Annotated in this window: 12 protein-coding genes; 2 read left to right on the forward strand and 10 right to left on the reverse strand. The window is 36.6% G+C overall.

Translation table 11 applies throughout. The annotated features are described in order from the left end of the window. Positions 1-22: 22 nt before the first annotated feature. A complete protein-coding gene (locus BK574_RS14950) occupies positions 23-1489 on the reverse strand; it encodes a CoA-acylating methylmalonate-semialdehyde dehydrogenase (RefSeq protein WP_078429155.1) in 1467 nt (488 codons plus the stop codon). Between the two features lie 216 nt (positions 1490-1705). Between BK574_RS14950 and BK574_RS14955 the strand changes: the two genes are divergently transcribed. Next, entirely contained in the window at positions 1706-1918 is a 213-nt protein-coding gene (locus BK574_RS14955) for a DUF1540 domain-containing protein (protein WP_078429156.1), read from the forward strand. A gap of 159 nt (positions 1919-2077) precedes the next feature. Here BK574_RS14955 and BK574_RS14960 read toward each other — a convergent pair whose 3' ends face one another. From BK574_RS14960 to BK574_RS14990, 6 genes are all read right to left on the reverse strand, one after another. Then, positions 2078-3691 carry a PucR family transcriptional regulator gene (locus BK574_RS14960; protein ID WP_078429157.1) on the reverse strand — a complete coding sequence of 538 codons (1614 nt, stop codon included), beginning with the start codon at positions 3689-3691 and terminating at the stop codon, positions 2078-2080. A gap of 253 nt (positions 3692-3944) precedes the next feature. Continuing rightward, positions 3945-4184, reverse strand: a complete 240-nt coding sequence (locus BK574_RS14970; protein ID WP_078429159.1) for a hypothetical protein — start codon at positions 4182-4184, stop codon at positions 3945-3947. 42 nt (positions 4185-4226) lie between these two features. Further along, positions 4227-5684, reverse strand: a complete 1458-nt coding sequence (locus BK574_RS14975; protein WP_078429160.1) for an NCS1 family transporter — start codon at positions 5682-5684, stop codon at positions 4227-4229. 347 nt (positions 5685-6031) lie between these two features. After that, entirely contained in the window at positions 6032-7447 is a 1416-nt protein-coding gene (hydA, locus tag BK574_RS14980) for a dihydropyrimidinase (RefSeq protein WP_078429161.1), read from the reverse strand. 39 nt (positions 7448-7486) lie between these two features. Continuing rightward, entirely contained in the window at positions 7487-8773 is a 1287-nt protein-coding gene (preA, locus tag BK574_RS14985) for an NAD-dependent dihydropyrimidine dehydrogenase subunit PreA (RefSeq protein ID WP_078429162.1), read from the reverse strand. Between the two features lie 27 nt (positions 8774-8800). After that, positions 8801-10171 carry an NAD(P)-dependent oxidoreductase gene (locus BK574_RS14990; protein WP_420796947.1) on the reverse strand — a complete coding sequence of 457 codons (1371 nt, stop codon included), beginning with the start codon at positions 10169-10171 and terminating at the stop codon, positions 8801-8803. 708 nt (positions 10172-10879) lie between these two features. On the opposite strand from BK574_RS14990, the gene fbpA reads away from it, so the two are divergent. Beyond that, a complete protein-coding gene (gene fbpA, locus BK574_RS14995; protein WP_075388080.1) occupies positions 10880-11059 on the forward strand; it encodes a Fur-regulated basic protein FbpA in 180 nt (59 codons plus the stop codon). Between the two features lie 87 nt (positions 11060-11146). On the opposite strand, the gene rlmN is transcribed toward fbpA, so the two are convergent. From rlmN to BK574_RS15010, 3 genes are all read right to left on the reverse strand, one after another. Next, positions 11147-12211 carry a dual-specificity RNA methyltransferase RlmN gene (gene rlmN, locus BK574_RS15000; RefSeq protein ID WP_078429163.1) on the reverse strand — a complete coding sequence of 355 codons (1065 nt, stop codon included), beginning with the start codon at positions 12209-12211 and terminating at the stop codon, positions 11147-11149. Positions 12212-13143: 932 nt separating this feature from the next. After that, positions 13144-14250 (reverse strand): PAS domain-containing sensor histidine kinase, encoded by a 1107-nt coding sequence (locus BK574_RS15005; protein WP_238458135.1) that lies wholly within the window; start codon positions 14248-14250, stop codon positions 13144-13146. After that, positions 14246-14899 (reverse strand): response regulator transcription factor, encoded by a 654-nt coding sequence (locus BK574_RS15010; RefSeq protein ID WP_078429164.1) that lies wholly within the window; start codon positions 14897-14899, stop codon positions 14246-14248. The genes BK574_RS15005 and BK574_RS15010 overlap by 5 nt, the downstream gene beginning before the upstream one ends. Between the last annotated feature and the right edge of the window lie 182 nt (positions 14900-15081).

The following is a 15081-nucleotide window of genomic DNA, read 5'->3' on the forward strand; positions in this document are numbered from 1 at the left end:
CATTTAAAATTGAAATTGCTTATTAAAAATCATATCTTGATGTAATCATTTTTTTACGTGTAAAGAAATTAACTCCATCTTTTCCATTCACATGAAGGTCACCGTAGAAAGAATCTTTCCACCCTGAGAACGGGAAGAAGGCCATTGTTGCTGGGACACCTACATTAATCCCAAGCATTCCCGCATCTGCTTCTTCACGGAATTTACGAACTGCCTTAGCATCCTTCGTGTAAATAGTCGCTCCATTTCCGTAACGAGATTTACGTATATACTCTAACCCTTCATCTAAATCTTTCGCTCTTAACATACTTATAACTGGTGCGAAAATTTCTTCTTTTGCAATTACCATATCAGGTGTCACGTGGTCAAAAATCGTTGGACCTAAGAAATTTCCGTTTTTCATTTCTTCCATTTCTTTTCTTCCGTCACGAATAAGTGCTGCTCCTTCTTCGACACCTTTTGTTATATAGTCAAGAACTTTTGTACGATGTGAGTCACGAATAACTGGTGTTAACAGAACTTCATCATCTAAACCATTTCCGATAATCAACTCATCTGCTCTTGATTTTAATTCTAGAACAAAGTCCTCTCCATCACCGACTACAACAACAGCACTACATGCCATACAGCGTTGGCCTGCACTACCATAAGCCGAAGCTACAATATGTGTAACCGCTTTTTTTACATCTGCGTCTGGCATGACGATGTGATGGTTTTTTGCACCAGACAGTGCTTGAACTCGTTTTCCATTTGCAGCAGCTCGCTCATAAACATATTTAGCCACTGGTTGTGACCCGACGAAAGAAATCGCCTTCACCTCTTCATGATCAAGTAACCCATTTACAACATCATGTGCACCGTGAACAAGATTGAGTACACCATGTGGAGCTCCAGCTTCTGTAAACAATTCAGCGAGTCGAGTCGCTAGCAACGGTGTTCTTTCAGAAGGCTTTAGGACGAATGTATTTCCGCAAGCAATTGCGAGTGGGAACATCCATAATGGAACCATCATTGGGAAGTTAAATGGTGTAATTCCACCAATTACTCCTAATGGGTAACGAAACATTTCCGAATCAATGTCCTCAGCAATACCTGATAACGTTTCTCCCATCATTAACGTCGGGGCACCAGCAGCGAATTCTACACATTCAATTCCCCTTTGTACTTCACCATGCGCTTCTTTAAATGCTTTTCCGTTCTCTTGAACAATTAGGCGAGCTAATTCGTCATGGTTGTCGGAAAGAAGTGTGTGAAATTTAAATAATATACGAGCGCGTTTTGGCACAGGTGTATTTTTCCATGTTTTAAAAGCTTCACTTGCTGCTTGTACCGCTTGATCCACATCGTCTTTTGTCGATACTGGTACTGTCGCCAACACTTCTCCTGTTGCTGGATTAGGTACTTCTAATGAAGTCGTACTAGTCGAACTTACCCATTGGCCATTAATGTAATTTTTTAACACATTCGTTTGATTTTTTATAAGTGTCATATTGGTCGCCTCCATTTTTTTCTGATAATTCAATTTTCTATCCCTTGTATCCATTATCTCTCATTTCGTAAGGGGCTTCATTAGACACAATGTAAAATGTCTCACTGAGATAATTCTACAAAATGAACAGTCGGATAATGCACAGAATTATGAGTAAAATAATGTGGACAACAAAAGATAATTATTGAAAAAAAGAAAAATTAGGAGGTAATAAAAATGCCAAAAGTAGAAGTTTCTTGCGCGATATCAAACTGTACATTTTATGGGGAAGGAAATATTTGTACGGCAGAAAAAATTATGGTAGAACTAGATAACCATTCTAGATATGATACAGAAATGTCTTCCGAATTGAACGAAAAGAATCATATAGATGAAGCCGATCATTCAGCTGAAACCTGTTGCAAAACCTTTAAACCTAAAAGAAATTAAATATCGGTAAGTTAAAAAAGGCTACAGGTTGTTAAAATAATCCTTAAAGGAATTATTTTATTCTAACCTATAGCCCTTTTACTTAACGCCTATTGTTTTACAAATAGGTCTCTAAATTTCGCCTTCAAATTTCCTACTTTCCTTACCTACCGTTATTTATCACATTTCTTGCACTGATGTATGATAATTATGGTCTGTCATTTTTAAATAATCATAAGCTAGTAACATAAATTCAATTGCTAACCTCTTTTCCGAATTCATAAAGTCCTCACCAAGCAAGGTTTCTAATTTTTCGATCCGGTGATACATCGTTTGCCTTACAACATAAAGTTGTTTGGCCGTTTCTTGCTTTGAGCCATTACATGCTAAATATGCTTTTAAGGTCTCAATTAACTTACCGCTATATTTCTTATCGTATTCCATTACTGGTTGCAAATACTCCATAACAATTTCTTGGAGATCACTATGTCTATTAATCAATGATAGAATTCGATACAAGTGTAAATCATCGTAAAAATAGCTTTTCCCCTCATTTGAAAGCTTACCCTGGAGTAGTAACGTTTCTTTGGCAGTTTGATAGCTCTTATGTATCTCACTTAGCTGTTCAACAAATTTACCTACTCCAAATGAAATTGACGATACTTTTAATTTCTGTGAATAATTTGCAGTTTCAAGACGATTGAATCCTTCTGTCATTCTTGCCTTCCACGTCTTTAACTTTCGTTTATTTCCTAAAATAAAAATGATATGTCCCCTGATTTCAACTGAAAAAACATAAAACCCTTGTTGCTCAAAGATCGTTCGGAAAAGTAACTTAAAATATGTCCCATCGATAGTTGAAGATTGATCATTTATGTTCAGCTTACAAGCACAAACAACTCCACCATGTAACTTAAGATCAGGCTCTACAAAAGCTAGATGTTCTTTTATACTCTCATTGCTGTGATGTCCTTCAAGCCAATCCGTCATCCATTCTGCTTCTTCCATTCTTCGTCTATCTTCAACGTATAAATCGCGTAATAAGTATTGTGCTAGTGCTGTGGTTGTTCGGTCAAGAATGAGGACGTCAAATTCGTTAATTTCTCTATGCTTGGTCATAATGACTAATTCAGCAAATTGATTTCCAAGAATTTGAACAGGCTGACGAGCAATTGTTCCAATTGGATCATCATGGTCAGCTTCTACTTTATCAAGAATAACGCGCCTTTCACTAGCTGTCCGATCTGGAATGAATATGATATCTTCGTTTAAAAATGCGACAACTTGAACATCCAAAAACTTCTGAAAGAACTTCAGAATATCTTTGTAACAATTGATTTCTAAAAGCTTTTTATTAAGTGTTTGTGAGTAACTTTCTAAATCTGAAATCATTTGATATTGTTGATTAATAAGAACTGAGTGGATATCTTGAGTAATTTGTACAAATGCTACTTCTTGGTGAAACAGTATGATTGGAAATTGATGTTTATTAGCAATATCAATTACTTCTTGAGGAATAGTTGAAGTGTGTGTTCCTATTTCAACACACAAACCTGAAGCATTACTTTCAATTAATTGGACGATAAATGAGATAAACAATGATTTATTATCTTTCCAACCTAGCCCTGTTGTCAGAATAAGTTCATGACCATTTAATAATTTTTTTATATTGATTACTTCAACGACATGAACCCACTTTACATTTCTATTCAAGCCGTCTACTCCAGCAATAACCTCAGTATTTTCAAAGTGCTTTCGTTTCAATACTTCACTAATCGTTATATATGATTTCACTGAATCACATCCTCTTTACCTATCTGCCTACTATGAAACATCATATGATTACAATCTATTTCGATTTTAATATCAGAATAACCTCTATTTTCAGATAAATTAAAATGAAAAATATGTAAGTTTTTCTTCCCATCGTCCTTGTACTTCATTATCGTAAAATAGGCAAGAAATACCACATTTATTTTTTCATAATTAAAGACAGGGTTGCCCCTGCCTTTAATTAGCTCCTTAATATTGAATGTCGCGCTTTTATTTATACTGACTTTTTCAAACTTTGTTGAATGAGGATCGAGCTAAAGTACTTTCTAGCATCAGCAGTTAATATGTGCAATTTTTCTAATTGGTTTTTATGTCCAGATGGATCAGGTACCCTCAATTCAAATTCTACAAATGCTCCGCTTAGGTTTTCTGTTACTCCTTTTATCCGATAGCCTTGGTCTATTAAAAAATCGATTTTTTCTTTTTCTGAAATAAACTGTTGATAATCAGACATGTAACCCCTCCTCGTTTACAACTTTAAAATGCTGTACATTTTTTATGGTGCTACTTGCTTTAAATCTTCATTATCCTCACTTATTTCCCAATCTCTTCCGACTGTAATCCCTAAATATTTTTCATCACTCGGATCTTCTATTTCCGCTTGTTTGTATTTCACAAACCACCAATATTTAGCGAGGAAGTAATAGGAAACAAGACCAACACCAAAACCGACAATAAACGAATAGTTCGCTAAAAAGTAAGCCGCAACACCACCTAATACCCACGCAATGAACCCTGCAGCATTAAAGCCACTTGCGTATTGATATTGACCGTCTTCTTTATAGAGGTCAGGCACATTTACACGGCGTTTACGAAGCAAATAATAATCCGATACTAATATACCAACAATGGCTGATAAAATTCCTCCAATAATCAGTAGAGCAGGAATGATAATATCAAACAAGCTCCACGGCTGTACGAGAGCCCCGATTATACCAGCAACTACAACTCCTGACCAGAAAGGAACTTTCGGGCCACCGACGTTTGAGAAAATCGTCGCTGCAGGAATTAAGTTGGCCGATATATTTGTTGACCATTGAGCAAAAACAATCATTAATAAAAGTACGCCAAGTACTAACCCACTGGCAGCCTGTTGCAGTGCAACAACGGGGTCATAATTCGAGACCGCAATATAAGAAACTGCACCAATTACAACCATGAAAGTTTGTACAATGGGTAGCGTAATTAAACTTCCTACAATTTGCGCTTTATTCCTTTTTGCCCAGCTTCTTTCAAATTTTGATCCTTTGATAAAACGGGAAATCGATGGCATATCCGCAGCTAAAGTACCCCAGAAGCCCATATTACTCATAATAACAATCATAAAAGCAGTAACAGCGGCTCCCCCTGTTACTGGACTTTCAACCCAAGCCCACACGTTACGACCTTCTGCCAAAGCTTGGTCTGATAATGTCATATACATCCAACCAGAAATAATAATGATAACTGGTGCAGCTAAGTCAGCAAATCGTTCAACTGCTTTAATCCCTAACGCTGTATTGATTATTTGTAATGTTGCAAAAATTAAAAAGCAGACAAACCAGTTATCGAATCCAAACAAAACAAATAATATACCATTCATGGCCGTTGCACCAAAATACGTATTAATCCCAAACCAACATGCTGCAACAAACCCACGGATAAGAGAAGGAATATGAGTTCCTATCGTTCCAAACGGTGCCCTCATATAAACAGGAAAAGACAAACCATGTTCCACTCCGATGTCACCAGTCAACGTCATACAAAGACCAATCGCAATACTTCCAATAATTGTTGCTAAAATAACCCAACCAAGGGAAAGACTTTGTACACCAGAACCGCCTATGGCAAACGCTGCTAATACGACGGCCATTCCAACCCAAATGAACGAGAACCCAATCGATCCAATCTTCTTTCCACTATGTGGAATTGGTAGAAGATCTGGAGATTTTAAATGGCTTTGTTTTTCCTGCATCTTTTCACCCTACCTTTTTTATTTTATTCGTATCTAGTTACGGATCGATGTCGGGTCTATTGCAGTTTTATAGAACAATTTCTCCACTACATAAAGTCAAACTTCCATCAGTGGGGTTTTCCTCTTCCTCCACTGTTGGTTAGTTGAGGCCCACACGATATGGGTCACAGACGTTGCCACAGAACGTGGCGCATTTAGTCTGTATTCATTTAGCTGTTACCAGCAGTTCCCCCACTTAACCTTTTTTGATCTCTCGAAGTCTTAAAGTGGGGTATTACTGCCAGTTGTTGCGGGATAAACCGCAAGCCGAGCAAATGTTGTTTTATTATTATTGTCAAAGATCTGACTTATGACTTCATCACTTTTTGTGCTAGTGTTGAAGATGAATTGTATCTTTTCCTCTTTAAATACTGACCTTTACCTAACGTACCAACAAACTGCTTATCGCGAATAACAAAATCACCACGTGATAAGACCGATACTGGTTCACCATTTATTTTCATTCCTTCAAATGCGTTATAATCTGCTGCCATATGGTGAGTTTCAGCAGAAATCGTTCTTTCTACACTCGGGTCAAAGATGACAATATCTGCATCTGTACCAACTGCGATTGTTCCTTTTTGAGGATATAATCCAAACAATTTTGCATTCCTGGTTGAAACGATGTCAACAAACTGATTTAACGTGATTCGTCCTTTTTGTACCCCTTCGGAAAAGAGAATACTCACGCGATCTTCAATTATTGGGCCACCATTTGGAATTTTTGAAAAATCACCTTTTCCTAAGTCCTTCTGACCGTTAAAATCAAATGAGCATTGATCCGAACCTAAGGTTTGTAAATCTCCATTCTTTAACGCATTCCAGAGCACGTCTTGGTGCCACTTTTCTCGAAGTGGAGGCGACCATACATACTTCGCTCCTTCAAAATCAGGCTTTTCCAAATACGTTTGATCGAGTACAAGGTATTGAGGGCACGTTTCACCCCACACATCGTAACCTTTTCTCCTTGCTTCAGCGATCTTCTCAGCTGCTTGAGCACAAGATACATGAACAACATATAATTGAGAATTCGCTAACCCTGTTAACTCAGCCGCTCTTCCTGTTGCTTCACCTTCTATCTCAGGTGGTCTAGTTAGTGCATGATAAATTGGTTCCGTGTTCCCTTCTTCTAAAGCTTTAGTTACTAAATAGTCAATCACATCGCCATTTTCGGCGTGAACCATGACTAACCCACCTAGTTCTTTCGCTGCAAGGAGGGTGCGAAACAACGTTCCATCATCCGCTTGAAACACATTTTTATATGCCATAAAAACTTTGAAAGAAGTAATACCTTCCTCCTCCATAATGACTGGGAGTTCTGTTAAGACGTCTTCATTAATTTCTCCAATCATGAGATGGAAGCTATAATCAATTACCGCTTTATCTTTTGATTTCGCGTGCCACGTTTGAATCGAATTTTTCATCGGCTCACCTTTATTTGTTAAGCAAAAGTCAATAACGGTCGTTGTACCTCCAAAAGCGGCCGCAATCGTGCCCGTTTCAAAGTCGTCCTTGGATACCGTTCCTCCAAACGGCATTTCTAGATGTGTATGAGGATCAATACCACCTGGAAAAACATAAGAGCCTTTAGCATCAATCACTTCTGCACCGCCTACAGGAAAATCATGACCAATGGCTGCAATCTTTCCATTTTCTATGAGTAGGTCTGCTTCGTAAGTATCTGTTGCTGTTACTATGGTTCCGTTTTTTATTATTTTCTTCATTCTTACGCCTCCCTATTACTCTATTTCTCCATAACTCTATTACTTTATTACATCGACTTCACAACTTTGTACTGACCCGATTGCAGCTTGACGTTCGTTCCAAGTCATTGGTGGCTGTTCATTTGGTAGTTCAACCATATCGATTGCGCCGTCAACAGGACAAACAATTGAGCAAAGATTACAGCCGACACAATCTTCTTCTCTTACTTGTAAAAAGCTATTTCCGTGACCATCTTTTAACATATCAATACACTGATGCGACGTATCTTCACAGGCGATGTGACACTTATTACAATTAATACAAACATCGTTGTTAATTCTTGCAACAATTTTATAGTTAAGGTCGAGATTACCCCAATCTGAATAACGTTCGACCGATTTCCCTATAATTTCATCTAACGAGGCAATCCCCTTTTCATCTAAATAGTTGGATAACCCCTCGATCATATCTTCTACAATACGGAAACCATGGTGCATCGCTGCTGTACAAATTTGAACTCCTGTTGCACCCATCAGTAAAAATTCAACTGTATCTCTCCAATTGGAAATTCCACCAATGCCTGAGATAGGTACATTAATCCGTGGGTTTCGAGCACATTCGGCTACCATATTAAGGGCAATTGGTTTTACCGCTGGTCCACAATAACCACCGTGGGCTCCTTTCCCTGCAACATGCGGTATGGTATTCCATGTATCAATATCCACACCTGCTAAACTATTAATCGTATTGATCATACTAATAGCATCAGCCCCACCTTGTACCGCTGATTCAGCCGTTACTGTAATGTCAGTGATATTAGGAGTTAGCTTAACGATAACTGGAGTTCGCGCTACTTCTTTCACCCAATACGTTTGCTTTTCTACTAATTCTGGAACTTGACCAGATGCAGCACCCATTCCACGCTCGGCCATCCCATGCGGACAACCAAAGTTCAACTCTAATCCATCCACTCCTACATCTTCTACTCGTTTTACGATTTCATGCCATGCTTCTTGTTTCGGTTCGACCATTAATGAAGCAATAATTGCGTGATCTGGGAATCTTTTTTTCGTTTCATAAATTTCTTTCAAATTCACTTCCAGTGGACGATCTGTAATAAGCTCGATATTATTAAATCCAGCAACTTTTTGACCGTTGAAGCCTACGGCAGCAAAGCGTGAAGAAACATTCAGTATCGGATCTCCTAACGTTTTCCAAACTGCCCCTCCCCAACCAGCTTCAAATGCTCGCTGTACTTGGTAGCCTGAATTCGTTGGAGGAGCCGAAGCGAGCCAAAACGGGTTCGGCGACTTTATACCTGCAAGATTTATTCGTAGATCAGCCATAGTGAAAAAAACCTCCTCGTTTTTTCTTTATGCAGTTTCTGTTACTTGTTTAAATAATTGTTTATGAATTGCATAAGCTGTTTCTTTACCTTGTTGAGCTGCAGAAACAACCATCGCTTCGCCTTGTCCTTTTCCGAAAATTACATCGCCACAGGCAAAGATTTTTTCATTCGAAGTTTGGAATGTTTGTTCATTAATTTTGACCACACCACCATCATGTTCTAGACCGAATTGTTCGATCAATTGTACATAACGTGATTGACCAATCGCTTTAATAACAGCATCTACTTGTAGTGTAAACTCAGATCCATCGACAGGTACAGGACGTCTACGCCCACCTTCATCCGGTTCTCCTAGCTCCATCTTAATACACTCAATTGCCGTTACTTTGTCATTTTCGTCCCCGATAATTCGCTTTGGAGCAGTTAACCAACGGAATTCAACTCCATCTTGTTTTGCGAACTCATATTCAAAATCATAAGCTGTCATCTCAGCTTCTGTTCGACGATAAAGAATTTTTACATTTTCAGCTCCAAGACGAACAGAACAGGTAGCTCCGTCAATCGCTGTGTTCCCTGCACCAATGACGACTGCGCGTTTACCTACTAAATGATTAGATACTTGTTCTTTTGTTTCTTTTACAAAATCAATAGCATCATAAACACCATCAAGATTTTCCCCATCAATGCCAAGGTCTGGTACACTAGACATCCCAACTGCTAGAACAACAGCATCATAGCCTTCTTTTAATTCATTAACAGATACATCTTTTCCAACTCTAGTATTTGTACGGATTTCTACGTCTAGGCTTTTCACTTGATCTACTTCCCAGAAAGAAATTGATTGAGGTAAGCGGAACGAAACAATACCATACGTATTTAATCCACCTGCTTCTTTTTCAGCTTCGAAAATTGTCACTTGATAGCCTAATCGAGCTAACTCACGAGCAGCTGATAAACCAGCAGGACCACCACCAACAATCGCTACTTTTTTTCCATTTTTCTGTCCTGCTTTAAATAATACTTGTTCATTTTTAATTGCCCAATCAGTTGCAAATCTTTGTAAGTTACCGATCATAATTGGTTTTGTAGAATGATTGAGAACACAGGCACCTTCACAAAGTTCCTCAGTTGGACATACACGGGCACAGCTTGCACCGACTGGGTTCGATGTCATAATCGTTTTTGCCGATCCTTTTAAATTTCCAGATGCGATTTTCTTAATAAATGTGGGAATATCAATTCCAGTAGGGCAAGCAGTAATACAGGGAGCATCATAGCAATATAAACAGCGGTTCGCTTCTTCAATTGCTTCTTGATTGGTTAAACCTGGGTGGGCTTCTTGAAAGTTTTTCTCTAAATCAGTTAATGATATATGTGTAGAACTTTTCAAATTCAATAGAATTTCCTCCTTTACAATATAAAGTACAACTTTATTCAGTATGGACTTCCCAACGTTCTTTACAGTTACTCATTCAAACTTGCGGTTTTCCATAACTTTAAGAGTTTTATCTTCTACCATCGGTAAGTTCTATTAACAGTTCATATTTCGCTTTTTTTACTTTGTTTATTGTAAGCGTTTTCATATTTTTTTGGACTATTTTTGTATCACCAACTACTTTTAATTCTTCTATGTACCTCCCTTCTCACCCTATTGATGACTTGTATAACAGAATATTTAGAAGTTTGAGTTAATTTTACTTGCTTTTTTAAACTAATACACTATACAAAGTGTTAAACAGTGATATTCAATTATTTATCATTTTGTAAAATATCCTTTTCTTTATTGCAATAAAACCAGAGCTTAACCGCAATACCTCAAACAACTCTATTAATTATATTATTTATAACATAATGTCTATGACGAAACTTGTAACAATTTGGCTTAAGGTTAATAATGCTCGTTACAAAATCTCACATATTATGAGAACTGGTGATTATTCTACTGCAAAGTTACTGAAAACCCAAAATAGTTCGATCGAAAGCTAAACAGTAAATTTCAAAATTTTATATTTTACCTTCTGTAAAATAGTTAAAATAATTTGACAATGAGACAAAAAGGAATTAAAATATAAATTGTAAGCGTTTACATAAAGGGGGCAACACCTTGTCTTATGTTATTCAAAACACAATCGATAAAGATTATCTGATTGATTCTCTTATAAAGAAACAGTACTTTAAAATGCCCGATGGCCGTCAATTTTATGAAGCGTCTGAACAAGAATTAAAAGATTTACTAAACTCCGACATTCATATTCAGCCCATATTTTTTGGTGTAGATGCATAGGCTTACTTTCATACTAAAAAAACCTATATTGATGCCGAGTTTTGGCATTAATATAGGTTCTCTTATTTTTTTTTGCTAACTTGCTGTTTATCTTTGTGTTTGCTTAATTTGTTTACTCCTCAACTGGCCACACGCAGCGTCAATGTCTGTCCCATGTTCTTGACGAACAACACAGTTAATACCATTCTTTTTCAATGTATCATAAAATCCCATGACCGCTTCTCGTGGACTGCGCTGATACTGACTGTGCTCATCTACTGGATTGTACGGGATTAAATTGACATAAGTTAAACGTTTACGATCTCCAATTAGATCTGCTAACTCTTGAGCATGTTCGCGCTTATCATTAACATCTTTTAACAATATATATTCCAACGTAATTCTTCGATTAGTCTTCTCGATATAATAATCAATTGCTTTCATTAGTTTTTCAATCGGTATCGCACGGTTAATCTTCATAATTCTTGTTCGAAGCTCATTGTTTGGAGCATGTAATGAAATAGCTAAGTTTACTTGCATTTTTAAATCCGCAAACTCATAAATTTTCTCTGATAGACCACTTGTTGATACAGTAATATGTCTTGCACCAATCGCTAGTCCTTTTTGATCTTTCATGATTTCTAAGAAATCAATGAGGTTTTCAAAATTGTCAAATGGCTCACCGATTCCCATAACGACAATATGGCTTACTCTTTCCTCTTGACCTGCTTGGTCGAGATGATGTTGCACATTCATAATTTGCTCCACGATTTCACCACTGGATAAATCACGGCTTTTCGTCAATAATCCGCTGGCACAAAAACTACAACCGATGTTACACCCTACTTGAGTCGTGACACAAACCGATAACCCATATTTATGACGCATCAGAACTGTTTCAATTAAGTTCCCATCTTGTAACTTAAATAAGAACTTAACGGTTCCATCTGCAGCTTCTTGTTTTATATGCTCTCTTAATGTATTAATAACAAACTGATCTTCTAATAATTCCAGACATTCTTTATTAACATTCGTCATTTCTGAAAAATCCGTTACCCGTTTTCGGTATAACCAATCCCAAACTTGCTGAGCCCGAAATTTTTTATGGCCATGCTCCATAAGCCAAGACGTCAGTTGATCTAAAGTCAATCCATAAATGGATGGTTTATTCATTCCTTACCCTCTTTTCAAAACATTTAAATTTAAATCCAACTCTACTCACGTAGTCTAAATTCGTATCCTATTGTCTCAAAAAATCTAAATTAAAACAAGGAAGGTGAAACAACCAATTTTTGTTCATAAACAAAAAAGAGTAACTCATTGAGCCCTAATAGCAGCTCTTGAAAATCACTCTTTTCATTACAGTCCCTTATTCTTTACATACATACAGACTTACAGATATAAAGGGAGACACTTATTTCACTACTAAAATATCACATGAATTACATTAAATTTTCTAGAATTTTTATTAGGTATTTGAGAGTTTACTATGATGTACCACCAATAATAAATAACAGATAAGAAACGTTCCCATGAGACTGAGCATTTATAGCAACTCCCTTCTTCATAAGCTCTTTTGTAAATAATAACAATTGTTCTAACCAAATGTTATCGGGAGAATTACTGAATTTTTTCTTATACAAAACCCTTACACTCTAAACATTATTAGTTAATAAGTGCAGTTAACTTTCAGTACCTTTATACCATTTCAATAATAATCAATGCTTTTAACCTTTTATTTTTAAAGCAATAAAGGTGGCATTTCCTGTACTAACCCTTAGAACTAATAACGACAATGCCTTATCACACATCTTAAGTTTTAAAACAAATAGAAAGAAACCTGTACTTAAAGGAAAGAATCGAAGAAAAAAAAGAAAATGACCACCTGAGGAAAGTAGTCATTTATAATAAAGTTGATCAGGGTATTCCCTAAGGAGGGACTACAACCTTTCATAGTATTAAATTTTTAATATACGGTTAATGATGAAGCCATAATAAAGTGAAACTCCATCAGTGAAGGTTTTCCTCTTCCCCTACTTATCCTTCTTTGACCCTCGAAGTCTTGAAATGGGGGTATTACTGGTTGATGCAGGATAAACGATTGATCATGCTTTAGGTACAACTAAAGTGATTGTCGTACCTTTCCCACATTCAGACTGAACATAGAACTGCCCATTAATACTTTTTGCACGCTCTTCCATACTGAATAGTCCAACACCTTTTCCAAAGTCATCTCTAATGAAGCCATTTCCTTCATCAATAATTGACACTTCAACGGTGTTATCATTCTCTAATACCTTTACATAAGCTTCTGACACACCTGCATATTTGGCAATATTCTTTAAAGCCTCTTGTATAATACGATAAATGGTTGTTTCTTTTTGCATTTCAAGACGATTCCGTAAATTACATTCAAAATGAATTTCTATACCAAAATATTGGGAGAATTTATCAATATGTCGGTTTATTGCTGGAACTACTCCAAGGTCGTCTAACAAAGATGGGCGTAAATCCCAAGCCAAATTTCTAACCTCTTCCATGATACCCGAAACTTCATTCCTAAGTTTACCCATCGTTGAATAATCTTGATCACTCATCATCCGATCCATATGAATAATTAAAGAAAATAGACTTTGACCGATCCCATCATGAAGTTCACGTGAAAACCGTTTTCGTTCTTCTTCTTGGATTTCCATCACACGATTCATCATTACTTTTAACTCTTCTTCTACTTGTTTTAACTGTGTTACTTCATTACGAATAGCTAAGTATTGATATGGCTCTCCACTACTTGATAAAAAGGGAACAATCGTTGTATTCACCCAGTAGTAAGAACCGTCTTTTGCTTTGTTTTTAATTTCTCCTTGCCATACTTTCCCTGAAGAAATCGTATCCCACAAGTTTTTCATAAATGCTTTATCATGGTAACCCGAATTAATAATTCGATGATCTTTCCCGATTAATTCACTATGACTATACTTTGAAATCTTACAAAATTTTCCATTAATATATTTGATTTTTCCTTGAGGGTCTGTTACAGCTACAATTGAAGATTCATCTAACGCAAATCTAAGGTCTGTTAGTTCTTTAAGCGATTGCTTAAGTTCATCACGAAATTCTGAATTATGAATATGATCCTCTAATTTTAATAGTAAATCCTCTTCACTTTCATGACTATCTTTGTTTTTATTAGCTAATATTTCATTCCTAATCAAAGTTAAGCAGTCCTTTCTTCATTGCATACTTGACTAACTCTGGTCTTGTTTTGAAGCTTAACTTCTCCATAATGTTACTTTTATGTGTTTCAACAGTCTTTACGCTAATAATAAGGTTTTCGGCGATTTCTTTGTTAGAATAGCCTTTAGCAACCCACTCAAGCACCTCTTTTTCTCTTTGAGAAAGAGATTCAAAAGTTCTAGAATTACTCCCATTTTTAATATTTCCCATATATTCACTCATCAAGCGTTTTGTAGCCATTGGATTTAAATAAGCATTTCCCGTCGCTACCGATTGAATCGCTGCTACTAATTCTTCATGAGGTGTGCTTTTTAATATATAACCAGAAGCACCTGCATGAATAGCATTAAATAAATACTCATCATCATCATGCATCGTCAATACTAAAACTGCTGTTTTCGGCAACTTTTGTTTGATTTCCGTAGTAGCGGCTAAACCGCCTTTTCCATGCGGCATACTTAAATCCATTAAAATGACGTGCGGTTGTAATTTTTGAGCCTGATGGATGGCTTCGTCACCATCTGCAGCTTCTCCAACTACTTCTATATTGTTTTTTCCATTAAGTAGCATATTTAGCCCAGAACGAACGACAATATGATCATCAACAATTAGGAGTTTGATCATCTAAGACTCCCCTTTCAGCTATTTTCACATATTTCTACTACCATTATAGTTGTAACTATGTTTTTTTTATATAACAAAAGATGGAGATTGCATCAAGAACCGCATTCTATCACTGCATAATTCCTTTTTAAGTACTATAAAAGAACACGCAAAAAAGCGACCACTCTAACGAAGCTCGTTTA

Origin of the sequence: Alkalihalobacterium alkalinitrilicum, assembly GCF_002019605.1 — a bacterium.
Lineage (GTDB): Bacteria > Bacillota > Bacilli > Bacillales > Bacillaceae_F > Alkalihalobacterium > Alkalihalobacterium alkalinitrilicum.